Here is a 21,841-nt window from a genome sequence, read left to right as displayed (position 1 = left end):
GGTCGGCGCGTCTCGCGTAGCGTGTGGCCGGACCGACCGCGAAGATCTGGGAGCCGACGTGAAGTTCACCGCCGATATCCGTTACGAGGCCGCGCCGGCGGACGTGTTCGCGATGCTCACGACCTCGGACTTCCAGCGCCAGGTCTGCGACGCGACCGGCGCGATCGACAGCAGCGTGGACGTCGAGGAGGCCGGCGGCGGGGCCACCATCACCACAACGCGCACGCTGCCCGCGGACGACCTGCCGGACTTCGTGCGCAGGTTCGTCGGGTCGACCCTGCAGGTCATGCGGGTGGACCACTGGGGTGCTGCGGACGCCACGGGCGCGAGGTCCGGCACCGTGGTGGTGGAGATCAAGGGCGCACCGGTGCGGCTGACCGGCACGCTGGCGCTGGCAGCCGACGGTTCCGGGACGGCCGAGCGGGTGGACGGTGACCTGAAGGCGTCGATCCCGCTGGTCGGCGGCAAGGTCGAGAAGGCTGCGGAGCCGGCGATCCGCTCCGCGATCGCCAAGGAACAGGAGATCGGCAACGAGTGGCTCGGCTGAGCGCAGATCCTCAGCCATCAGAACGGCGGCTCGAGCGGAGGACCCGGCTCGGTGGTGTACGTGTGACCGGAAGGTGTCTTCCACTGGAACGTGCCTGGGCTCGGTGAGGTCACCCGCCAACCCGGGAGTGGCTTGCAGGTGTGATGCGTCCTGCACAGCGGCCCGAGGTTCCAGTCCGCGGTGGCGCCGCGCGGATGCGGCACGGGTGACGGACCCGCGGGCGAGTCGAGGACGTGGTCGAGGTCGCACCTGGCGGCTGGTTGTCGGCAGCCGGGCGCGTGACAGGCCCGATCGCGGGCCCTGACCAGATCGGCCAGGCCGGGTGGTGGTCGATAGCGCTGCGTGCCGCAGTCGGTGACGATCCCGGTGACCGGATCGGTCAACAGCCGGCGCCACACACCGTCGCCGGCCAGCTCACGGGCCGTCTCGGCCGTGATCGGTCCGAAGCCCTGCAGCTCACCCGCGTCGTCACCGCCGAGCAGCGTCGCGAGGGAGACCACGACGTCTACCGCCCATGGTTTGGCGGATCGCCGCGACGCGGCAGGCTTGGCTGGCTGCGCTGGCTGCGCTGCCTGCGCTGTCTGCGCTGGCTGCGCTGGCTGGCTCGGCTGCGATGCCTCGCGCAACTGCGGTGCCTGGTTCGGCTGCACTGGCTGTGTGAGCCACTCGGGCTCAGCGGCAACCTCGGCGCACGAACTGCGGCCGAGAAGCAGGTCGGTGACCACGTCCAGCCGACGGGCAGCCGCCGTCCGGTCGTCGCCAGGGGCGCGGGCTCGGTCGGCGAGCTCACGGACCCTCGCGTCGATGGCCATGACGTCGGCGATCGGCGCGTAGCCCCCGAAGGTGCCCATTCCGTCGACCACCTGACGCTCGACCTCGAAGCCGCGCTGGCGCCGCGCCTTCTGCTCTCGAGCGCGGGCCGCGCCAGGATCCGCAGCCACCACCGCCCGTCGAACCTTCGCCCGCGCCTCGGGCGCCGTCCGACCGGCGACCCGCTCGGCCAGGGACTCGTCGAGGCCAGCCACAACGTCCGCCTCGAGCACGGAGGTTTCGTCCGCCACCACGGCCGCCACCCGGCGCGAGACCTCACCGGCCGACAGGGCAGCAAGCGTGGCCGGCAACCTCTCGGTGAGGCACAGCGCCTGGTAGATCAGGTCCTTCGCCACGCGGGTCGACTCACCCAGCGCAAACGCGATCTCGACAGCACCGTCGTGGCCCACCCGCCCCATCAGCCGCTCCCCCGGCGTGCCCTCGGCCGGGTCGAGCGGGTCGACAGCATCCCCGCGGGACCAGCGCGATCGGCCGTCCGGTCGACGACGGGCGAGCTCAGCGATCCACCGCAGCTGCTGGGCAGCGGCCCAGCGCATCACCTTCTCGTAGCCCTTGACGGCCTCGATGACCGTCCAGCCGTCCACTCCCGGCGGTGCGGGCAGGGTCGGCAGGAACGCGGCGAGCTCGTCGCCGCGAAGGCCCGAGACGGCCTCGGCCACTGCGTCGGTGGCGGCCAGCGGCTCGACGAAGCCGTGGCTGAGCGCCCACAGCCACGCCTCGTCCTCGGCGACCGACACGGGATCGACCCGCGCGCGCAGCGCGGGGTCGGCGTCGGCGGGCAGCACCGGCAGACGGCGCTCGCGTTGGGCGGTCTCGAACATGTGTTCGATTCTACGTGGAACCCGGCGAGGTCCGCATTCGTCATCCACAGGCCGAATGCCGCTAGCTCAACCCAACGCTGTCGCCACCGCGAGGGCGATCACCACCGCGCTCCCTGCCAAGCTCGTCACCAGCCGCCCGCGTCGCCCCGTCGCGATCGCCGCGAGCATCCGCCCACCCGTCACCAAGGTCAGCTGCCACGCTGCGGAGGCAACGAACACACCCACCACGAACACGACTGCCAGCCCGGCGCCGTCCGCCGTCCCGGCCCGGTTGCCGGTCACCAGCGCCACGAAGTAGACGATCGTGGCGGGGTTGGCCAGAGTCAGACCGAGCAGCGAGAAGTAGGCCCGCAGCGCGGACGGGTCGCTGGGCGCGTGCACGGTCTCGGCGCTCACCCGGGTCAGCCGGATCGCGTCGACCGCGATCTTCACTCCGACCGCGAGCAGCGCCACCACGGAGACCACCTGCAACGGCCCGGCCACCGCCTCGGCCCACTGTGCCACCACTCGGCCGCCGACCACGGCGACCACCGCGTAGACGCCGTCTGCGCTGGCCACACCCAGGGCCGCGCAGGCTGCCACCCGCACGGACCGATGCGCGGCGAGCGTCACCAGGTAGACCCCCACCGCCCCGACGGGCATGGCGATCCCCAGGCCGGCGAGCAGGCCGGCGACCAGCGTGCTCATCGGGCTGGAGCCATCGAAGCCGACCGCGAGCGCACCTGCTGCCGGTCGGCCGACCAGTCGACGCGGCGGGACGACAGGTGGGCGTACGTGGTCATGACTGGAGGATCGGCTAGAACCGTCGCCGAGCCAAGCGCATTTGGGCCCGTGCGGTCGACTTCACGGGCCGACCCGAAACCCCAGTGACGGAACTTCGCCAACGGCCTAGCGTCCGGGACGTGCACACCAGCTGGCAGCGCACCGGTCGCGCGGGCCTGGCCGAGGCCGCCGCCCTGCTCAACGCCTGGGAGGTCCCGGGAGGCTACGCCGGCGCACTGCATGCCGGGGACGTGGGCTGGCACGCGCGGCTGTGCGACGCCGAGGTCGACGGCACGGTTCGCATGCTCCGGCTCGGCGAGGAGGTGATCGGCGTCGGCCTCTTCGAGCCGGGCCTGGTCCGCTGGCGGGCAGCCCCCGATCACCGGGACGACGGGGCGCTGGCTCAACAGGTCGCGTTGGAGGCCTCAGGCTGTCGCGGCCAGGACGGCACGGTCGAGGCCGAGGTCGACACCGGGTCGCCGCTGCGCGCCGAGCTGGCCAGATGCGGCTGGCGCCTCGGCGAACCGTGGGTGGTGGGTTACCTATCGTTCGCCGAGCTCAGCACGGACGCCGGCAACACAGACGCCGGCAACACGGACGCCGGTACCCGCCCGGTGGACCCGACCCGCGACGTCCAGGCCAGGGTCGACGTCCAGCGCGCGTCGTGGGACCACTCGACGTTCACCCAGGACGGGTACCGCCGGTTGCTCGCCTGTCCGGCCTACGACCCGGCCCTCGACGTGGTCGCCTATGACGAGCACGGGCGCGCGGTGGCCTCGGCGACCGCCTGGTCGGCCGGCCCCGGACGGTGCGGCATCCTCGAGCCGGTCGGCACGCACCGCGAGCACCGCGGCCAGGGGCACGGGCGACGTGCCGTGCTCGCCGCAGCACGGGCCCTCGTCGCCACCGGGGCCAGCGGGATCGCGGTCGCCACCCCGGCCACCAACACCGCCGCCGTCGCGGCGTACCGGTCGTACGGCCTGGAGCCGGTGGAGCACCGTCGGGCGATGGTCCTGCAGTCCTGATTCACGCTGTTCGCCGCCCAGGTGTCACCATGTGCGGGTGAGCGAAGAGCAGCCGAAGAAGACCGACCACCGTTCCCGCCCGACGTCCGAGGCGTTCAAGGCGTTCATCGCCAAGGGCTGGGCGCCGCGACCGACCGACCTGCCCGTTCGTGCGGAGGCGGCACCGTACGCGGCGGCACGCCGCGACGCGGTCTCGGCCGCCTTCCCGGGTGAGCGGATCGTCGTCCCCGCAGGAGGCCTGAAGGTCCGCTCCAACGACACCGACTACATCTTCCGGCCGCACTCGGCGTTCGCCCACCTGACCGGTCTGGGCGCGGACCGCGAGCCGGACTCCGTGCTCGTGCTCGAGCCGAAGGACGGCGGTGGCCACGAGGCAATCCTGTACTTCCGCCCGCGCGCAGGCCGGGACACCGAGGAGTTCTACTCCGACGCCCGCTACGGCGAGCTCTGGGTCGGCGTGCGCCCGAGTCTGGAGGAGATCGAGGCCGAGCTCGCGCTCGCCGTCCGACACCTCGACGAGCTGCCGGAGGCGATCAAGAAGGACCTCGGCGACCTGGTCGTGCGCATCGTGCGCGGCGCCGACGCCGAGCTCACCGAGGTGCTGGACGAGGCCCGCCGCCAGTCCGCCGAGCGCGAGCTCGAGGCCGACCAGGCGCTGGACGCCGAGCTGCTGCAGATGCTGTCCGAGCTGCGGCTGACCAAGGACGAGTGGGAGGTCGCCCAGATGCGGCTGGCCTGCGTGGCCACCGCCGAGGGCTTCGAGGCCGTCGTGCGCAGCCTGCCCGACGCGGTCGGCAAGGGCCGTGGCGAGCGCTGGGTCGAGGGGCAGTTCGGTCTCGTCGCCCGGCACTCCGGCAACGGCGTCGGCTACGAGTCGATCGTGGCGGCCGGCGACCACGCCTGCACCCTGCACTGGATCCGCAACGACGGGGACATCAAGGACGGCGACCTGCTGCTCGTGGACGCCGGCGTCGAGGTGGACTCGCTCTACACCGCCGACGTCACCCGCACCATGCCGGTGAACGGCCGGTTCACCGAGGCGCAGCGCAAGGTCTACCAGGCCGTGCTCGATGCGCAGGAGGCCGGCATGGCAGCCGTGAAGCCGGGCAACTCGTTCAAGGACGTGCACGACGCGGCCATCAAGGTGATCGCCGAGCGCCTGGCCGAGTGGGGCCTGCTTCCGGTCGACGCGGAGACCAGCCTCGGCGAGGAGGGCGGCTACCACCGCCGTTGGATGGTGCACGGCACCAGCCACCACCTCGGCATCGACGTGCACGACTGCGCGCAGGCCCGCCGCGAGCAGTACATGGAGGCCGAGCTCAAGCCGGGCATGATCCTGACCGTCGAGCCCGGCCTGTACTTCAAGGCGGACGACGAGCTGGTGCCCGACGAGCTGCGCGGTGTCGGGGTTCGCATCGAGGACGACGTCCTGGTCACCGCGGACGGTTTCGAGAACCTGTCCGCGGCCCTCCCCCGAACCCCCGACGACGTTGAGCAGTGGATGTCGTCCCTGCTGTCGTGAGCGTGGCCCGATGACCCTCCCGCACTTGCCGGACGTCCCCCGCGACCGGCGCCGGACCGCCACGATCATCGCGGTCGGCGCCCTGGGCGGGCTGTGCCTGCTGGCGCTGGTGTTCGGCGTCAAGGGACTGTTCGCCCCGGCCGACGGGCAGCCCTCCGGTGGCAGCTCTCCGGCCGCCGCCGGGACGTCGTCCACAACGTCCGCGCAACCCGCGCCGACCGGCACGGACACCGGCAGCCAGAGCCCGTCGCCGACGTCCACCCCGCCGCAGGCGGCCGCGGACGTCGTCCAGTTCGCCTCGCCGTCCGGCAACATCCGCTGCGCAGTCAGCTCGGCGGGGGCGCGCTGCGACATCGCCCGCAAGGACTGGTCGCCCGGACCCAAGCCGGCCGGCTGCGTCGCCGACTGGGGGGTCGGGGTCTTCGTCGACGGCTCCCGTGCCGGACTGGTCTGCGCCAGCGACAGCGTGGACGGCGGCAAAGCCCTGAAGTACGGCAAGACCGTCACTCGCGGCGACTTCACCTGTGCCAGCAGCAAGGACGGCATCAGTTGCCGGGCGGCCGACGGGCACGAGTTCACTCTCGCCAGGGCCAGCTACAAGGTCAGCTGAGCCTGCGCTGGCCGGGTGGCCGGGTGGCCGGAGTCGGGGGATGGTAGGCGGATGAGCGAACCCGTCGTCCCCGATCCCCCGGCACCCGGACCCACTCCCGGCCCCATCCCCCCGGACCCGCGCACGCCGGTCCCGGGTCCGGGACCGACCGAGCCCCCACTGCCGGTCCCCACTGAGCCCACCCCGGGCTTCCCGGACCCCGATCCCGCACCGGGTCTGCCGTGAGCGCTCCGCACGGGATCTCACTGACCACGATCAACCTGGGCGCACCCGAGCCCATGGTGCTGGCCCGCTTCTACGAGCGGCTGCTCGGCTGGACGGTCGACGAGGACTCCGCCGACGAGACCTGGGTGGTGGTGCGGCCGCCCCAGCCAGGGGTCGCGATCAGCTGCCAGCTCGAGGAGGCGCACGTCGCGCCGGTGTGGCCGGCCCTCGAGGGCGACCAGCAGATGCAGCTGCACCTCGAGGTCGGCGTGGACGACCTGAACGGCGCTCTCGAGCATGCCCTGGCCAGCGGGGCCGAGCTCGCGCAGTACCAGCCGCAGGACGACGTACGGGTGTGCCTGGACCCGGCAGGGCACCCGTTCTGCCTGTGGTTGCGCGAGTAGCGGTCTCAGCTCACGGCGCTGATCGCAGGTCAGATCACAGCGGCTGTTGCGGACGTCCCGGCATCTGCTGCAGCAGCTGCTGGGCCTCCAGCAGCAGCTTGTGCTCGACCAGCACCTCGTACCGGGTGGCGACCACCTGCGAGACCGACGTGAAGTCGCGGCGGCCGCCGGTGGCGGCGTAGCCGGCGACGCCGAACGCGATGCCGAACGCCAGCCCGATCAGCAACCCGGTCAGGATCGCCGACCAGGCGTCGCCACCGGTGCTGAACAGGCTGAGCAGGATGCCGATCAGCAGGCCGAACCACGCGCCCGAGGCGGCTCCGGCCATGGCCGCGCGAGCGTACGTCAGCCGCCCGGTGATCCGCTCCACCTGCCGCAGGTCGGTGCCCACGATCATCACGTTCTGGACGGCGAACTGCTGGTCCGACAGGTAGTCCACGGTGCGTTGGGCGTCCTCGTACTTGTCGAAGACGCCCAGCGACTGCGGGAAGTCGAGGGCGAGCGAGGGGCGAACGCCGCGGGGCGTCGAAGCGGCCATCTTGAGGGTCCTCACTTTTCGGCAGGCCCTCAGCCTCTCATCCCTGGAACTTGTAGTCCTCCAGCAAGCGGCGACCGATGATCATGCGCTGGATGTCCGCGGTCCCCTCACCGATCAGCAGCATCGGGGCCTCTCGGTAGAGCCGCTCGATCTCGTACTCCTTGGAGTACCCGAACCCCCCGTGGATGCGGAAGGAGTCCTCGACCACCTGGGCGCAGTACTCGCTGGCCAGGTACTTGGCCATGCCTGCTTCCAGGTCGTTGCGCTGGCCGGCGTCCTTGGTCCGCGCGGCCATCACCATCATCTGGTGGGCGGCCTCGACCTTGGTGGCCATCTCGGCGATCCGGAAGAGCACGGCCTGGTGCTCGGCGATCTTCTTGCCGAACGTCTCGCGCTGCTGCGCGTACGCGGTGCCGAGCTCGAACGCGCGCATCGCGACGCCGCACGCGCGGGCCGCGACGTTGACGCGGCCGACCTCGACGCCGTCCATCATCTGGTAGAAGCCCTTGCCCGGCTCCCCACCGAGGATCTGCTCGGATGTCGTCCGGTACCCGTCGAAGATCAGCTCGGTGGTGTCGACGCCCTTATAGCCCATCTTCTCGATCTTGCCGGGCACCGTCAGGCCGGGCGCGGTCTCGCCGAAGCCGGGCTCCTTCTCGACCAGGAACGTCGTCATGTTCTTGTAGACCGAGTCGGCGCCGGTGTCGGTCTTGGTGAGCACGGCGACCAGGTTGGCTGTGCCGCCGTTGGTCAGCCACATCTTCTGGCCGTTGATCGTCCAGTCGCGTGAGTCGGCCGAGGCGTCGCGGACGGCCTTGGTCTTGATGCCGCTGACGTCTGAGCCACAGCCGGGCTCGCTCATCGAGAACGCGCCGCGCACCTCACCGGTGGCCATCCGCGGCAGGTAACACTGCTTCTGCTCCTCGGTGCCGTGCTGGATCAGCAGGTGCGCCACGATGAAGTGGGTGTTGATGATGCCGCTGACGCTCATCCAGCCGCGGGCGATCTCCTCGACGGTGAGCGCGTAGGTGAGCAGCGACTCGCCTAGACCGCCGTACTCCTCGGGGATCATCAGGCCGAAGATCCCCATCTGCTTCATGCCCTCGACGATCTCGGTGGGGTACTCGTCCTTGTGCTCGAGCTCGGTGGCGACCGGGATGACCTGCTCGTCGACGAACTCGCGCACCAGCTTCAGCAGCTCGAGCTGGTCGTCGCTGAGTCCTTCGGTGTGCTGCAGGCGGCCCACGGTTCGTTCCTCCTCGTCGGGGTGGCTACCGGTGAGTATGGCGCGCCGCGACTGTGGGCGGCGTCCGGTGTGACCATCGCCACCTGTGCTCCGGGCCACGCGGGCCGCCGCCCTGCCTCGCTGACATGACGCCCTGCCTCGCTGACCTGACGAAGTCGGGGCAGTTCGCACCGGGCAGGTGCCCGATCTGCGTCAGGTCATCGCGGCTGCTCACTCCTGGGGCGGCGTCCACTGCTCACCACGAGCCATGCCAGCGGCGCGTCCCTTGGCCGAGATGACCAGCGCCATCTTGCGCGAGGCCTCGTCGATCATCTCATCGCCCAGCATCACCGCGCCCCGCGCACCGCCCGCCTCGGACGTGTAGTGCTGGTAGGCGTCCAGGATGTTCTCGGCGTGGTCGTAGTCCTCCTGACGCGGGCTGTAGACCTCGTTCGCCGCGTCGATCTGGCCGGGGTGCAGCACCCACTTGCCGTCGAAACCCAGTGCGGCAGAACGGCTTGCGACCCGGGTGAAACCCTCGACGTCCCGGATCTGCAGGTACGGACCGTCGATCGCCAGCTTGTCGTAGGCCCGGGCCGCCATCAGGATCTGCATGAGGATGTAGTGATAGGCGTCGCCCACGTCGTAGCCGGGCGGCTGCTCACCCACGACCAGCGACTTCATGTTGATGCTGGCCATGAAGTCCGCCGGTCCGAAGATGATGGCCTCGACCCGCGGCGAGGCCGCCGCGATCGCGTTGACGTTGGTCAGGCCGAGCGCGTTCTCGATCTGCGCCTCGATGCCGATCCGGCCGGGCTCGTAGCCGTGCGCGGACTCCAGCTGGGTGAGCAGCAGGTCGAGCGCGACCACCTGCTCGGCGGTCTGCACCTTCGGCAGCATGATGCAGTCCAGGTCGGCACCGGCGCCGCCGACGACCTCGATGACGTCACCGAAGGTCCACTTCGTCGTCCAGTCGTTGACCCGCACGGTGCGCACCTTGTCGCCCCAGCCGCCCTCGGTCAGCGCCGCGACGATCGTGGCGCGCGCACCTTCCTTGGCGATCGGCGCGACCGCGTCCTCGAGGTCGAGGAAGACCTGGTCGGCCGCCAGCCCCTTGGCCTTCTCGATCATCTTCGGGTTCGAGCCCGGCACGGCCAGGTTGCTGCGGCGCGAGCGCTGCCGGCGAGGTGCCGTGGCCGGCGTGGTGCCCGGCGTGGCCTGCGGCCCCCAGACCCCACCAGAGGCGGCGGTCGGCGCGGTCTGGTCGGACATCAGAGGCTCCCGAAGGATCGAGGACTGGACGTCGGCGAGGCTACCGAGAGTGGGTGTGCCCGGTCACCCGACTCAGTCCGTGACGTTGCCCACCTCCAGCGCCGACACGACCCGCCGTGGGGTGGTCCGCGAGCGCACGACCAGGGCGAGCCCGACCAGTACGAGGATGGCGCCGGGGATGACGGCCACCGGCGGCTGCTGCCCGTAGAAGGCCCAGGCGATGATCACCGCTCCGGGTACCTCGAACAGGATCGCGAGCGCGACCGTAGTCGCCCCGGCCGTGCGCAGCGCCCGGTTCAGCAGCGAGTGCCCGAGCAGCTGCGCGGTCAGGGTGAGCGCCAGCAGCTCGGCCCAGGTCTGCGCGTCGAAGCCGACCAGCTGCTGCTGCCCCAGCAGGCAGACGGGCAGCAGCGCGAGCGCGCAGACCGAGTACGCGATCGCCGTGTACGAGGCGGTGCTGGTCGTACGTCGGACCGAGGACCCGAGCACCGTGTACACCGCTGCCGCGGCGCCGCCGGCCAGCGCGAGCGCGTCGCCGAGCAGCTGGCGCGAGGACGAGCCCGCATCCACGCCGGTGATCACCAGCACGCCGGCGAATGCGACGAGCACCCCGGCCAGCACCCCGGCCCGGGGCCGGTTGCCGCGCGCCCAGTCGATGCCGAGCGTCCACAACGGCGTCGTGGTGACCAGCGCGGTGGAGGCCGCCACGCTGGTCATCCGCAGGCTCGGGATCCACAGCCCGAAGTGCACGGCCAGCGCCAACCCGGCCAGCACGGCCGTGCCGAGCACCCGACGCTCCTGCGACCACAGCCGCCGCAGCTCGGCGCGTCGGCGGATCACGGCGAAGGGCACCACTCCGGCCGACGCGAAGGCGTTGCGCCAGAACGCGACCGCGAGCGCCGGCGCAGCCGTCGTCGCCGCGATCGGCGCCGAGAACGAGACCGCGACGACCCCGATCGCCAACAGCGCAGCCGTCAGCCGCGCGCTGTCCTGCTCGTCCTGGCCCACGCTCCGGACCTTCTCATGAGCTGGTCGGCGCGGTCGGCACAGACCTGCGGTCGGCTCTCGCAGGCTCGTTTGACGCCGACCTTCGGTCTGCGCCGACCGCGCCTTGCGTTCGTATGGGAAGGTGCTGGCGTGAGCGAGTCGGAGGCGGAGCCCGCGGTCGAATCCACAGCTGGGTCCGAGCGTCTGAGCGCGGCTGGGTCCGAGCGTCTGAGCGCGGCTGGGTCCGAGGCTGAGTCTGCTGCGCCGGCTGCGGCGCCGGCGGGAGCGGCGGACGTGCTGGGGGCGCTGGTCGCTGAGGCCGCGGCGAAGAGCGGGCTGGTGTGGGTCCGACCGCGTGGGGGCTCGCGGGCGTGGGGGGTCTGGCACGCGTGGCACGAGGGCGCCGTACTGGTGGCCAGCGGCCCCGGCGAGCAGGATCTCGGCGACCTGGGCGTCGATGTCGACCTCATCCTGCGCAGCAAGGACACCGGCTCGCGGCTCGTCACGGTGGCGGCGAGCGCGCAGCTTCTCGACCCGTCGAGCCAGGAGTGGACGGCAGCGGCCGAGGCCCTTGCCCCCGGCCGGCTCAACTCGGCCGCACTGCCCGCCGAGCTACCGGAGCACTGGCGCGTGACCGGCGTGCGGATCACCCGCTTCGTGCCGACCGGCGAGGCCGCGGAGCAACCCGGCTCCTACGACGACGCGAGCGGCGCAGCGCCGCCCGCGCCCAGCGCCGCGACGACGTCCAGCTGGCTGCCGTGGCACCTGCGCGGCCGCCGCGGACGCCGGGCGCGCAAGGCCGCCGAGCGGCGTGCCCGCGAGCAGCATGCAGCCAACGGCTGATCCAGTCAGCTGACGGAGACGTCGATCAGCGGTTGACCGGCGGGACCCGGATCGACCCACGGGCCACCGGCACCACCTGTCCGCCGACCTGGCAGCGCACCGCCGTCCCTCCCCTCGCCTCGACTCGGCAGTGCAGCGTCGAGGGACGACCCAGCTCGGTGCCCTGGCTCAGCACCAGCTCGCTGGCGCCGTCCGCGGGCAGCAGCGCCAGGTCAACGAGTGCGGCCTGCAGACCAAGCGCTGCCGACCCGGTGGCTGGGTCCTCGACCGCACCCGCATCGTCCGAGAACACCCGGACCGCCAGCCGCGCGGGCGGTCCGCCGGCCGGCTCCGGCCACACGACGACGCTCACCCCACCGATCCCGCAGCTGTACCGGTCCTGGAGCGCGAGGCGAAGGCGGGTGAGCGCTGCCAGACCGGGATTGACCCGACCCAGGGCGTCCGGGTGCACCAGCAGGAAGCAGAAGTCGAGTCCCGCGCCCGCGACGGTCGTGGCCGGACCCGCGAGGTCGTCGGCCACCAGGCCCACCGCGTCGAGCGCCAGCGCGACGTCTGGCCCGCCGAGCACGCCCCGGCACATGGGCGACAGGCCGGTCAGCCAGACCAGGCCGTCGTCCGCGTCGCCCAGGTGCAGTGCCGCCCGCCCGGCGCCGCACTCCTGGGACGCCGTCGGCCCGGCCAGCAGGCCGCGCGACCTGAGCACCCACGCCGTACCGATCGACGGATGGCCGGCGAACGGCAGCTCGCCGCTCGGCGTGAAGATCCGCAGCCGGTAGTCCGCGCAACCCGAAGAAGCGTCGTCCGACACACAGTCGGACGGACCGGTGGGCGACATCGGGAAGGCCGACTCCGAGTAGCTGAACTCGCGCGCCAGCTGTTGCAGCTGCCCGGTGGACAGGCCCTGCGCGCCGTGCACGACCGCCAGCGGGTTGCCCGCGAAGGCCCGATCGGTGAAGACGTCGACGACGTCGTAGTCCAGCATCCGCCTAGCGTCCACCGGCCGCAGCGTACGCGGCGCTAGCCTGACCTGCGTGAGCGGCGCACCCTCTCGGGTCTTCATCGCGCGCATGTCCGGTCTTGCCGTGTTCGATCCCCTCGGCGACCAGGTCGGGCGAGTGCGCGATGTCGTCGTCGTCTTCCGCACCGGGCGACTGGCGCCGCTGGTCGTCGGGCTTGTGGTCGAGGTGCCGGGCCGACGCCGGGTGTTCCTGCCGATGACCCGGGTGACCAGCGTGGACGGCGGCCAGGTGATCATGACCGGCGTCGTGAACATGCGTCGGTTCGAGTCGCGTTCCACCGAGACCCTGGTGCTGGCCGAGCTGTTGGACCGCTCCGTGACCTTGCGCGACGGCACCGGCTCGGTCGCCGTCGAGGACGTCGCGATGACCCAGCAGCGCACCCGCGACTGGGTGGTCAGCAAGATCTTCGTCCGGCGCGGCGGGCAGACCCGCGGCCTGGGGGGTCGTCTGCGCCGGCGTGGCGAGAGCTTCCTGGTGGACGCCGACCAGGTCATCGGGCTGTCCCTGGAGAGCACCGGCCAGGGCGCCGCGAGCCTGCTGGCCAGCCTGGAGTCGCTGAAGGCCGCGGACCTGGCCGACGTCATCCACGACCTGTCCCCCAAGCGCCGGGTCGAGGTGGCGGCCGCGCTGGACGACGAGAAGCTGGCCGACGTCCTGGAGGAGCTGCCCGAGGACGACCAGGTCGAGATCCTCACCCAGCTGGAGAACGAGCGCGCCGCCGACGTGCTCGAGGCGATGGAGCCGGACGACGCCGCCGACCTGCTCTCCGAGCTGCCGGCCGAGACCGCCGAGCACCTGCTGCAGCTCATGGAGCCCGAGGAGGCCGCCCCGCTGCGCCGGCTGCTCAGCTACGACGAGGACACCGCGGGCGGCCTGATGACCAGCGAGCCGGTCATCCTGGCGCCGGACGCGACCATCGCCGAGGCACTCGCGGTGGTCCGCCGAGCCGACATCAGCCCGGCGCTGGCGGCCAGCGTGTTCGTCTGCCGCCCACCGCTGGAGACGCCCACCGGGCGGTTCCTCGGCCTGGTGCACATCCAGCGGATGCTGCGTGAGCCGCCGCATGCGGCCGTCGGCGGCATCATCGACAAGGACATCGGCTCACTGACCCCGCAGGCGACCCTCGACGAGGTGACCCGGTTCCTGGCCACCTACAACCTGGTCAGCGCGCCCATCGCGGACGACGACGGCCACCTGGTCGGCGCGGTGACCGTGGACGACGTGCTCGACCACATGCTGCCCGACGACTGGCGCGACGACGACGGCCCGCAGGACGACGTCCAGCCGGACGGCGCCCCCGCTGTGGGAGGTGCCCATGGCTCGTGAGCGCCGTACCCGCTCGCCGCGGCTGGACCAGCCCCGCGAGGTCCGCCGTACGCTGATCAGCCGGCCGCAGGTCGACCCGGAGGCGTTCGCCAAGTTCGCCGAGCAGTTCGCCCGGTTCATGGGAACGGCTCGGTTCCTGGTCTACATGACCGTGTTCGTGGCGCTGTGGCTCGCCTGGAACACGTTCACGCCGCTCTCGCTCCAGTTCGACCCCAAGGCGCTCAACTACACCCTGCTCACGCTGATCCTGTCGCTGCAGGCCTCCTACGCCGCTCCGCTGATCCTGCTCGCGCAGAACCGCCAGGACGACCGCGACCGGGTCATCGGCGAGCAGGACCGGGCCCGCGACGAGCGCGGACTGGCCGACACCGAGTACCTGACCCGCGAGGTCGCCTCGCTGCGCATCGCGCTGCGCGAGGTAGCCACGCGTGACTTCGTCCGTTCGGAGCTGCGCGCACTACTCGAGGAGCTCGACGACCGGGACCGTGCTGCGCCGGCGGGCATACCAGCGCAGACCGGGCAGCGCGAGGGGCCGGCCGAGGCCGACGACCACCCCGCTGGGTGACTTCGGGCCGGGTTCCTTCACCCACACGGATCATCTGCCGATAGAGGCACCATGTCGTCGCCCAGCCCTGACTCCACCACGCCTGCACACGGGTCGCAGAACACTACGCTCCTGCAGGCGCGGCCCCTGGACGACGGGTCGGAGTCCGGCACCAGGCGACGCCGGCTGGGTGAGGTCCTGCTCGACGAGCAGCTGCTCACGCCCGCCCAGCTCGACCACGCGCTCGAGGCCCAGGCCACCGCGGAGGGCCCGCGCCGCCGCCTCGGCCAGGTGGTGGCCGACCTCGGCTACGCGACAGAGCGTGAGATCGCTGAGTCGCTCGCGACCCACCTGGGCCTGGAGTCAGCGGACCTGTCGAAGATCGTGCCCGCCCCGGACGTCGTCCGGATGCTTCCGCGGGTCGTGGCCGACCGCACCGGCGTGCTCTGCCTGGACCGGCACCCGGACGGCGGCCTGATCGTCGCGACGTCCGACCCCACCAACGTGCTGGCCCTGGACGACGTCCGGATGTACACCCGGGCCAGCGAGCTCTACGTGGTGGTCTCACCGGCGACCCAGATCAAGGACCACCTGGCGCGGGCCTGGTCACTCGGGGCCGACGACGCCGGCGTGACCATGATCGCCGAGGACATGGACGAGGGCCTGTCCAGCGAGGAGCTCTCGGGCGCCGGCGGGGTGGACGACGCCCCCATCGTGAAGCTGGTCAACCAGGTGCTCGCCGATGCGGCGCGGCTGCGCGCCTCGGACATCCACATCGAGATGCAGCGCGACGGACTGCGGATCCGGTACCGCGTGGACGGCCTGCTGCGCGACGTGATGACCGCGCCGAAGCGGCTCGGCCCGTCGGTGGTCAGCCGGGTCAAGATCATGTCCGGCCTGGACATCGCCGAGCGGCGGGTGCCACAGGACGGTCGCAGCCGGATCATCGTGGACGGCTCGGCGATCGACACCCGGGTCAGCACCCTGCCGTCGCTGCACGGGGAGAAGATCGTCGTCCGGCTGCTCACCCGGGCCGACAACGTCCCGTCGCTGGCCTCGCTCGGCTTCGAGCCGGACCAGCTGGCCACGTTCCTGTCCGCACTGTCCGTGCCGCAGGGGCTGGTGCTGATCACCGGCCCGACCGGTTCGGGCAAGACGAACACGCTGTACGCGGCGATCAACCAGACCATGACGCCCGACAAGAACATCGTCACCCTCGAGGACCCGATCGAGGTCCAGCTGCCGGGCATCACGCAGGTGCAGGTCAACCTGAAGACCGGCATGACCTTCGACGCCGGGCTGCGCTCGATCCTGCGCCAGGACCCCGACATCGTGCTGGTCGGTGAGGTCCGTGACGCGCTGACCGCAGAGCTGGCGCTCAAGGCGTCCCTGACCGGTCACCTGGTGCTCACCACCCTGCACACCAACTCGGCCGTCGCCGCGTTGACCCGCCTGGTCGACATGGGCGTCGAGCCGTTCCTTGTCGCGTCCTCGCTGACCGCAGCGGTGGCGCAGCGACTCGTGCGCAAGCCCTGCGAGTCGTGCGCCGAGGGCTACATCCCGGACGACGGAACGCTGGCGCTGCTCGGCCTGACCATCGAGGACATCCTGGACGCGACGCCGCTCAAGGGCGTCGGCTGCCCGGACTGCGGTGGCACCGGCTACCGCGGCCGGACCGCCGTGTACGAGGTGCTCGAGGTGGACAACGCCATGCGCACGGTCCTCATGACGTCGGCGACCGAGTCGGCCGTCGGTGCCCAGGCACGAGAGGTCGGCATGCTGACCCTGCGCGGCGCGGCGCTGGAGAAGGCCAAGCGCGGCGAGACCACCTTCGAGGAGGCGGTCCGGGTCACCCACGCCGACCACGCCGAAGGCAAGGCGTGTCCGGCCTGCGAGCGCGCGGTGGAGGCCGGCATGGTCGCCTGCCCGTGGTGCGCAGTGTCGCTCGACTCCAGCTGCGTCAGCTGCGGCCGCAAGCTCGAGTCCGAGTGGCGGGTCTGCCCGTGGTGCCGCGCCGAGGCTCAGGCACTGGGTACGCACCGTGAGCGGCGACGCCGTGCCGGCGACCCTGCCGAGGTCTACGTGGCGCCCGAGGATTACCCGTTCACCGAGTAGACCAGCGAGCAGCCCAGGGTCAGGGCGACAGCTGGGGTGGGGCCGGCAGGTCGGCTCCCGCGATTTTCGCGCAGGCGTTGCCCCAGGCCGTGAGCTCGGCTGGGTCCAGCGGGTCCACCACGTAGCGGCCGACACCGTCCAGGTGGGTGGACGACGCCGTCCGCAGCCGGTCGAAGCCGGCGGGCGTGAGCACCGCCCAGACACCGCGAGCGTCGCCGGGGTCGGGTTCGCGGATGACGTACCCGTCGCGGACCATGCGGTCCACCAGCCGGGTCAGCCCGCTGCGCGAGAGCAGCACCGCGTCCGCCAGCTCGGTCATCCGCAGCCGCCGCTCGGGCGCCTCGACGAGCTGGACCAGGACGTCGTACACGCCGAGCGAGAGTCCGTGCACGCGTAAGAGGTCTGCCTCCAGCCGGCGAACCACCGACGCGTGCGCGCGCAGGAACGAGCGCCACGCGGCAACCTCGTGCGTGCGCGGGTGTCGTGTCGGCGGTGTCGGAGCCGGCGCAGTGCCACCGCTCGCGCCACCCCCGACCGGCTGTTCTTGCGCGGTCCCCGGATCCACGAGAACCAGCCTAGGGCCTGGGAAGCCGCCCCGGCGCCATCGGTCCTGGTCAGGACGCCTAGCATCGAGCCATGGCCATGCCCACGCAGGATCAGGTGCGCGAGGCGCTCACCCGCGTCAACGACCCTGAGATCAGGAAGCCCATCACCGAGCTCGGGATGGTCCGCGACGTCGTCATCTCCGACGACGGGCTGGTCACCGTCGGGGTGTTCCTGACCGTGGCGGGCTGCCCGATGAAGGACACGATCACCAAGGACGTCACGGCCGCGGTCAGCCCGCTGAGCGGCGTCCGCGAGGTCAAGGTGGACCTCGACGTGATGTCCGCCGAGCAGCGCCAGGGCCTGCGCGAGCAACTTCGCGGCGGCCAGGGCGAGCGGGAGATCCCGTTCGCCAAGCCGGGCTCGCTGACCCGGGTGTACGCGGTGGCCTCGGGCAAGGGCGGGGTCGGCAAGTCCTCGGTGACCGTCAACCTCGCCGCCGCGATGGCCCAGGACGGTCTGCGGGTCGGCGTGGTGGATGCCGACGTCTACGGCTTCTCAGTCCCCCGGATGCTCGGCGTGACCCAGCGCCCCACCCAGGTCGACGACATGATCCTGCCGCCGATCTCGCACGAGGTGAAGGTCATCTCGATCGGCATGTTCGTGCCCGGGAACCAGCCCGTGGTGTGGCGCGGACCGATGCTGCACCGCGCCCTGCAGCAGTTCCTGGGCGACGTGTTCTGGGGTGACCTCGACGTGCTGCTGCTCGACCTGCCGCCGGGCACCGGAGACATCGCCATCTCGGTCGCCCAGCTGATCCCGAGCGCCGAGATCCTGGTGGTCACCACCCCGCAGCGAGCCGCCGCGGAGGTGGCCGAGCGGGCCGGGGCGATCGCCCTGCAGACCCACCAGCACGTGGTCGGCGTGATCGAGAACATGTCCTGGCTCGAGCAGCCGGACGGCTCGCGGGTCGAGTTGTTCGGCGCCGGCGGCGGGCAGGCGGTGTCGGACTCGCTGACCAGGGCGGTCGGCGCGCCGGTACCGCTGCTGGGCCAGGTGCCGATCGACGTCGCGCTGCGCGAGAGTGGGGACAACGGGACGCCGGTCGTGCTGTCCGACCCAGACTCCGCGGCGGCGGTGGCCCTGCGCGGGGTCGCCAAGACGCTGTCCCGCCGGGCCCGTGGCCTGGCCGGGCGCTCCCTCGGGCTCACGCCCGCCGGTCGCTGACCCGCAGTTGGCGAAGCTGACGAACCGTTAGGTCGCGTCGGCGTCGTAGCTCTGCACGACACTGGTCGGCGACGCCGCCGGCTCCGTCTCAGCAGAGTCCTCGGTACCCTCCGGGCGCATGTTGTCGGGCACGTTCGGCGCGGAGTCGCTGGTGTTCCAGCCGTTCAGCCCCAGCGGGTCGTCGTCCCCGTCCAGCAGCGCCTCGCGGACGATCCGGCGCGGGTCGTAGCGGCGCGGGTCCAGTGCCTTCCAGTCGACGTCGTCGAACTCGTCGCCCATCTCGGCCTTGACCTGCTCGCGGGCCTTGCCGGCGAAGGTGCGGGCCTCACGGACCAGCCTGGCGAGCTGCGCGGCGTACTGCGGCAGCCGCTCGGGGCCGAGGATGAGCAGGGCGACGACGATGAGCACGAGGAACTCGCCGCCGTTGATGTCGAACACGGGTCCATCCTCTCTCGTCGGGCGCGATCAGTCGCTCGAAGCCTGCAACGTCATGGTGACAGTACGTTCCCGACCCCCCGACCGGACGGTCAGCTTGACCGTGTCGCCCGGCGCCTGCGCCCGGATCGCCACCACCAGTGCGTCCGAGTCGCTCATCGGACGGCCGTTGAACTCGGTGATCACGTCACCGGGCTTGATCCCGGCCTGGTCCGCCGGCCCGCCCGGGGTGACCGGGGCCTGGCCGTCCTGCGCGGACGGCGCGACCCGGACCCCCTCACCGGTGTACGAGCGGTCCAGGATGACGCCGATCACCGGGTGGCGCGCCTTGCCGGTCTGGATGAGCTCCTGCACCGTGCGGCGGGCCTGCTGGCTCGGGATCGCGAAGCCGAGCCCGATGTTGCCGGACTGCGCACCCAGGTCACCCGTGCCGGGGACCCGGGCGATGGCGGAGTTGACCGCGATCACCTCGCCCTTGAGGTTGACCAGCGGACCACCTGAGTTGCCCGGGTTGATGGCCGCGTCGGTCTGGATGGCGTTGATGAAGGCGGGGTCGTTCTCGTCCTCGCCGGCCGAGACCGGACGGTTCAGCGCGCTGACGATGCCGGTGGTCACCGTGCCCTGCAGCCCGAGCGGGGCACCGATGGCGATCACCTCGTCGCCGACCACCACGGAGTCGGAGTCGCCGAACGACAGCGGGGACAGGCCAGTGCGCGACACCTTGAGCGCCGCCAGGTCGTACGACGCGTCACGCCCCACCACCTTTGCGGACTCGTGCGAGCCGTCGGCGAAGACCACGGTGATCGTGCCACCGTCCGCCGCCCCCGCCACCACGTGGTTGTTCGTCACGATGTAGCCGTCGGGGCGGACCACGAAGCCTGATCCGGTGCCCGCGCCGTCAGCGCCGCGCACCTCGATCGACACGACGCTGGGCAGCACCTTCTGCGCGACTCCGGCCACGGTGGTGCTCGACCTCGCCGTCGAGCCGGACGTCGGGGCCGGCAGGCTGACCGAGCGGTTCGGGGACGAACCGGCACGCTGCACCCACCAGGCTCCTGCGGCGCCGCCGAGCAGTCCGGCTACCAGCGCGACGACGACCGTGATCGCCACGACCAGTCCGGCTGGTAGCCCACGGCTGCGACGCGGACGTCCCAGACCGTCGCCGCCGGCACGCCAGGACTGCGGCACGGTGAGCGGCTCGGTCGTCTCGGTGGCGTCGGTCGCGTCCGTGACGTCGTGCGGCCACGGCAGCTGCTGCGACTGCTCGAACGGCGACTGCTCGAACGGCGGCTGCTCGAACGAAGGCTGCTCGAACGAAGGCTGCTCGAACGAAGGCGGCTCGGACGAAGGCGGCTCGGACGAAGGCTGCTCGGACGAAGGCTGCTCGGACGGGGCCTCCGAATCGTCCGACACATGGTCGGACGGGCTCCACCAGTCCGGCTGGTCCCGCGGCTGCGGCGCGTCGCCAGCCCCTGGCACGTCCTGGCTCATCGAGACGTCCTCCTGTCCGACGGACGCCCGCTCGACGTCCGGTCTTCCCCTCGATCCTCCCCTATCGTGCGCGCTGTCACGAACCGCCCGTGGACGAACGGGTGAACCGCCGGGCCGACGGGGCCTCAGTGGGTCAGACGGTGACCGTGCGCGACGGGCTCGACGCCTCCCATCCGCAGCGCCGTCGTGCTGAACGACGGGCTGCTGAACGGGCTGCTGAACGGGCTGTTGAGCGGGGTGGCGAAGACGGAGGTGCTGGACGCCGACGTGGTGAATGCCGACGTGGTCAAGGCCGACGTGGTCAAGGCAGACGTCGCGGACGAGGGCCGGCCGAACATCGACCCGCTGCGCGACTGGGACTGTCGACCGGACGACGCGCCGAACTGGCCACCCGTCGCGGCGCTCGCGGCGCTCGTGGGGCTCTGCACCCGCAGCTGGGCCACCGGGGACCCGACAGCACCCAGGCCGACCGCGGACGTCAGCACCCCTGCGGTCACCGCGCCCATGCCCAGCGCACCGGCCGCCACGACGACCACTGAGCGCCGCATCCGGCGTCCGGCGGACCGGTTGGTGGGGTGCGTGCTGCCACCGGGCCGCACCGGCGCGACCATCGACGGCGGTCCGGAGGGCCCCACGGCGACCAGCAGTGGCCGGGGCATACCCGGGCCGACACCTCGGCGCGGCGGCACCGGGTCACCGGGCTCGCCCATCGCGTACAGCGTGGCGAGCAGCCCGGGCGACGGGTCGGGGTCGTGCAACGACCGCAGCCGCTCGACGGTCAGCCGCTCGACGTCCACGGCGTCCCGGCAGGTCGGGCAGGTCAGGGTGTGCGCCAGCGCCCGGTCGCGGACGTCGGGACGCATCGTGCCGTCGGCCAGGGCCGCGACCCGGGCACCCAGGCAGGGGGTCTTCACCGGGCGGTGCGTCATCGCTCACCTCCCGCGGCTGCCGGGCGGCTGGGCTCGGGCAGGTCTGCGTGGGCGATCGCGCCGTCCGGCCGGCGGCGATGCGCCAACGCCTCGCGCAGCTGGGCGCGACCGCGGTGGATGCGTGAGCGTACGGTGCCGAGCTTGACGCCTAGGGTGACCGCGACCTCCTCGTACGAGAGGCCCTCGATGTCGCAGAGCACGACTGCGGCCCGGAACTGCGGCGCCAAGGCGTCCAGCGCGGCCTGCACGTCGTCGTCCAGGTGGGTGTCCTCGTAGACCCGGGACGGGTCCGGCTCCCGGCCCGGCAGCTTGTCGTGCGCGTCCTCGGCGAGCGCGTCGAAGCGGACCCGCTTCTTGCGGCGCACGCCGTCCAGGAACAGGTTCGTGGTGATCCGGTGCAGCCAGCCCTCGAACGTGCCGGGGGTGTACGACGAGAGGCTGCGGAAGACTCGGACGAAGACCTCCTGGGTGAGGTCCTCGGCGTCGTGCTGGTTACCGGTCAGCCGGTACGCGAGGCGGTACACGCGGGCGGAGTGCTCACGCACCACCTGCTCCCACGAGGGCGGCGTCCACGGCTGCGGGTCGCTCAAGGCGTCTCCTCCGGGCCGGACGGCGTGCATC

Annotated in this window: 22 protein-coding genes; 10 read left to right on the top strand and 12 right to left on the bottom strand. The window is 71.9% G+C overall.

Annotated features, from left to right (window positions below):
* Positions 1–58 precede the first annotated feature (58 nt).
* A complete protein-coding gene (locus ACPPVT_RS05630) occupies positions 59–547 on the top strand; it encodes a DUF2505 domain-containing protein (RefSeq protein WP_426566045.1) in 489 nt (162 codons plus the stop codon).
* 17 nt (positions 548–564) lie between these two features.
* On the opposite strand, the gene ACPPVT_RS05625 is transcribed toward ACPPVT_RS05630, so the two are convergent.
* Together ACPPVT_RS05625 and ACPPVT_RS05620 are read right to left on the bottom strand one after the other, a co-directional pair.
* Positions 565–2,199, bottom strand: coding sequence for a DUF222 domain-containing protein (locus ACPPVT_RS05625; protein ID WP_426566044.1), 1,635 nt, complete (start codon positions 2,197–2,199; stop codon positions 565–567).
* 66 nt (positions 2,200–2,265) lie between these two features.
* A complete protein-coding gene (locus tag ACPPVT_RS05620) occupies positions 2,266–2,886 on the bottom strand; it encodes a LysE family transporter (protein ID WP_426566043.1) in 621 nt (206 codons plus the stop codon).
* Between the two features lie 215 nt (positions 2,887–3,101).
* On the opposite strand from ACPPVT_RS05620, the gene ACPPVT_RS05615 reads away from it, so the two are divergent.
* From ACPPVT_RS05615 to ACPPVT_RS05600, 4 genes are all read left to right on the top strand, one after another.
* The gene (locus tag ACPPVT_RS05615) at positions 3,102–3,986 is read left to right on the top strand and encodes an N-acetyltransferase family protein (RefSeq protein ID WP_426566042.1); all 885 of its coding nucleotides are present in this window, start codon (positions 3,102–3,104) and stop codon (positions 3,984–3,986) included.
* A 37-nt stretch (positions 3,987–4,023) separates the two neighbouring features.
* Positions 4,024–5,508, top strand: a complete 1,485-nt coding sequence (locus ACPPVT_RS05610; RefSeq protein ID WP_426566041.1) for an aminopeptidase P family protein — start codon at positions 4,024–4,026, stop codon at positions 5,506–5,508.
* A gap of 10 nt (positions 5,509–5,518) precedes the next feature.
* Positions 5,519–6,118: a DUF6636 domain-containing protein gene (locus ACPPVT_RS05605; protein WP_426566040.1), complete on the top strand. Its 600-nt coding sequence runs from the start codon at positions 5,519–5,521 to the stop codon at positions 6,116–6,118.
* A gap of 239 nt (positions 6,119–6,357) precedes the next feature.
* A complete protein-coding gene (locus ACPPVT_RS05600) occupies positions 6,358–6,726 on the top strand; it encodes a VOC family protein (protein ID WP_426567062.1) in 369 nt (122 codons plus the stop codon).
* Positions 6,727–6,760: 34 nt separating this feature from the next.
* On the opposite strand, the gene ACPPVT_RS05595 is transcribed toward ACPPVT_RS05600, so the two are convergent.
* From ACPPVT_RS05595 to ACPPVT_RS05580, 4 genes are all read right to left on the bottom strand, one after another.
* Positions 6,761–7,264: a general stress protein gene (locus ACPPVT_RS05595; protein WP_426566039.1), complete on the bottom strand. Its 504-nt coding sequence runs from the start codon at positions 7,262–7,264 to the stop codon at positions 6,761–6,763.
* Positions 7,265–7,301: 37 nt separating this feature from the next.
* Positions 7,302–8,510, bottom strand: a complete 1,209-nt coding sequence (locus ACPPVT_RS05590; RefSeq protein ID WP_426566038.1) for an acyl-CoA dehydrogenase family protein — start codon at positions 8,508–8,510, stop codon at positions 7,302–7,304.
* 210 nt (positions 8,511–8,720) lie between these two features.
* Complete coding sequence (locus ACPPVT_RS05585; protein WP_426567061.1) at positions 8,721–9,620, bottom strand: HpcH/HpaI aldolase/citrate lyase family protein; 900 nt, start codon at positions 9,618–9,620, stop codon at positions 8,721–8,723.
* A gap of 213 nt (positions 9,621–9,833) precedes the next feature.
* Positions 9,834–10,769: a DMT family transporter gene (locus ACPPVT_RS05580; protein ID WP_426566037.1), complete on the bottom strand. Its 936-nt coding sequence runs from the start codon at positions 10,767–10,769 to the stop codon at positions 9,834–9,836.
* 129 nt (positions 10,770–10,898) lie between these two features.
* On the opposite strand from ACPPVT_RS05580, the gene ACPPVT_RS05575 reads away from it, so the two are divergent.
* Complete coding sequence (locus tag ACPPVT_RS05575) at positions 10,899–11,591, top strand: hypothetical protein (RefSeq protein WP_426566036.1); 693 nt, start codon at positions 10,899–10,901, stop codon at positions 11,589–11,591.
* Positions 11,592–11,616: 25 nt separating this feature from the next.
* On the opposite strand, the gene ACPPVT_RS05570 is transcribed toward ACPPVT_RS05575, so the two are convergent.
* Positions 11,617–12,588: a PhzF family phenazine biosynthesis protein gene (locus ACPPVT_RS05570; RefSeq protein WP_426566035.1), complete on the bottom strand. Its 972-nt coding sequence runs from the start codon at positions 12,586–12,588 to the stop codon at positions 11,617–11,619.
* Positions 12,589–12,622: 34 nt separating this feature from the next.
* On the opposite strand from ACPPVT_RS05570, the gene ACPPVT_RS05565 reads away from it, so the two are divergent.
* From ACPPVT_RS05565 to ACPPVT_RS05555, 3 genes are read left to right on the top strand one after another with little or no spacing between them, the layout of a single operon-like run.
* On the top strand, positions 12,623–13,936 hold the full coding sequence (locus tag ACPPVT_RS05565) for a magnesium transporter MgtE N-terminal domain-containing protein (protein ID WP_426566034.1): 1,314 nt from the start codon (positions 12,623–12,625) through the stop codon (positions 13,934–13,936).
* Positions 13,926–14,501 carry a DUF1003 domain-containing protein gene (locus tag ACPPVT_RS05560; protein WP_426566033.1) on the top strand — a complete coding sequence of 192 codons (576 nt, stop codon included), beginning with the start codon at positions 13,926–13,928 and terminating at the stop codon, positions 14,499–14,501. Before ACPPVT_RS05565 ends, ACPPVT_RS05560 begins: the two co-directional genes overlap by 11 nt.
* Before the next feature lie 51 nt (positions 14,502–14,552).
* On the top strand, positions 14,553–16,595 hold the full coding sequence (locus ACPPVT_RS05555; RefSeq protein WP_426566032.1) for an ATPase, T2SS/T4P/T4SS family: 2,043 nt from the start codon (positions 14,553–14,555) through the stop codon (positions 16,593–16,595).
* Positions 16,596–16,614: 19 nt separating this feature from the next.
* On the opposite strand, the gene ACPPVT_RS05550 is transcribed toward ACPPVT_RS05555, so the two are convergent.
* The gene (locus ACPPVT_RS05550) at positions 16,615–17,160 is read right to left on the bottom strand and encodes a MarR family winged helix-turn-helix transcriptional regulator (protein WP_426566031.1); all 546 of its coding nucleotides are present in this window, start codon (positions 17,158–17,160) and stop codon (positions 16,615–16,617) included.
* A gap of 71 nt (positions 17,161–17,231) precedes the next feature.
* On the opposite strand from ACPPVT_RS05550, the gene ACPPVT_RS05545 reads away from it, so the two are divergent.
* Positions 17,232–18,365 (top strand): Mrp/NBP35 family ATP-binding protein, encoded by a 1,134-nt coding sequence (locus ACPPVT_RS05545; protein ID WP_426566030.1) that lies wholly within the window; start codon positions 17,232–17,234, stop codon positions 18,363–18,365.
* 27 nt (positions 18,366–18,392) lie between these two features.
* Here the strand turns inward: ACPPVT_RS05545 and ACPPVT_RS05540 are convergent, their stop codons facing one another.
* From ACPPVT_RS05540 to sigE, 4 genes are all read right to left on the bottom strand, one after another.
* Positions 18,393–18,803 carry a Sec-independent protein translocase TatB gene (locus ACPPVT_RS05540; RefSeq protein ID WP_426566029.1) on the bottom strand — a complete coding sequence of 137 codons (411 nt, stop codon included), beginning with the start codon at positions 18,801–18,803 and terminating at the stop codon, positions 18,393–18,395.
* Between the two features lie 27 nt (positions 18,804–18,830).
* Positions 18,831–20,291, bottom strand: coding sequence for a S1C family serine protease (locus ACPPVT_RS05535; protein ID WP_426566028.1), 1,461 nt, complete (start codon positions 20,289–20,291; stop codon positions 18,831–18,833).
* A gap of 125 nt (positions 20,292–20,416) precedes the next feature.
* Positions 20,417–21,220 carry a hypothetical protein gene (locus tag ACPPVT_RS05530; protein ID WP_426566027.1) on the bottom strand — a complete coding sequence of 268 codons (804 nt, stop codon included), beginning with the start codon at positions 21,218–21,220 and terminating at the stop codon, positions 20,417–20,419.
* Entirely contained in the window at positions 21,217–21,840 is a 624-nt protein-coding gene (gene sigE, locus ACPPVT_RS05525; RefSeq protein WP_426567060.1) for an RNA polymerase sigma factor SigE, read from the bottom strand. Before sigE ends, ACPPVT_RS05530 begins: the two co-directional genes overlap by 4 nt.
* Position 21,841 lies beyond the last annotated feature (1 nt).

Origin of the sequence: Angustibacter sp. McL0619 (assembly GCF_049994355.1) — a bacterium.
Taxonomy (GTDB): domain Bacteria; phylum Actinomycetota; class Actinomycetes; order Actinomycetales; family Angustibacteraceae; genus Angustibacter.
This window is presented reverse-complemented; position numbering and strand designations above follow the sequence as displayed.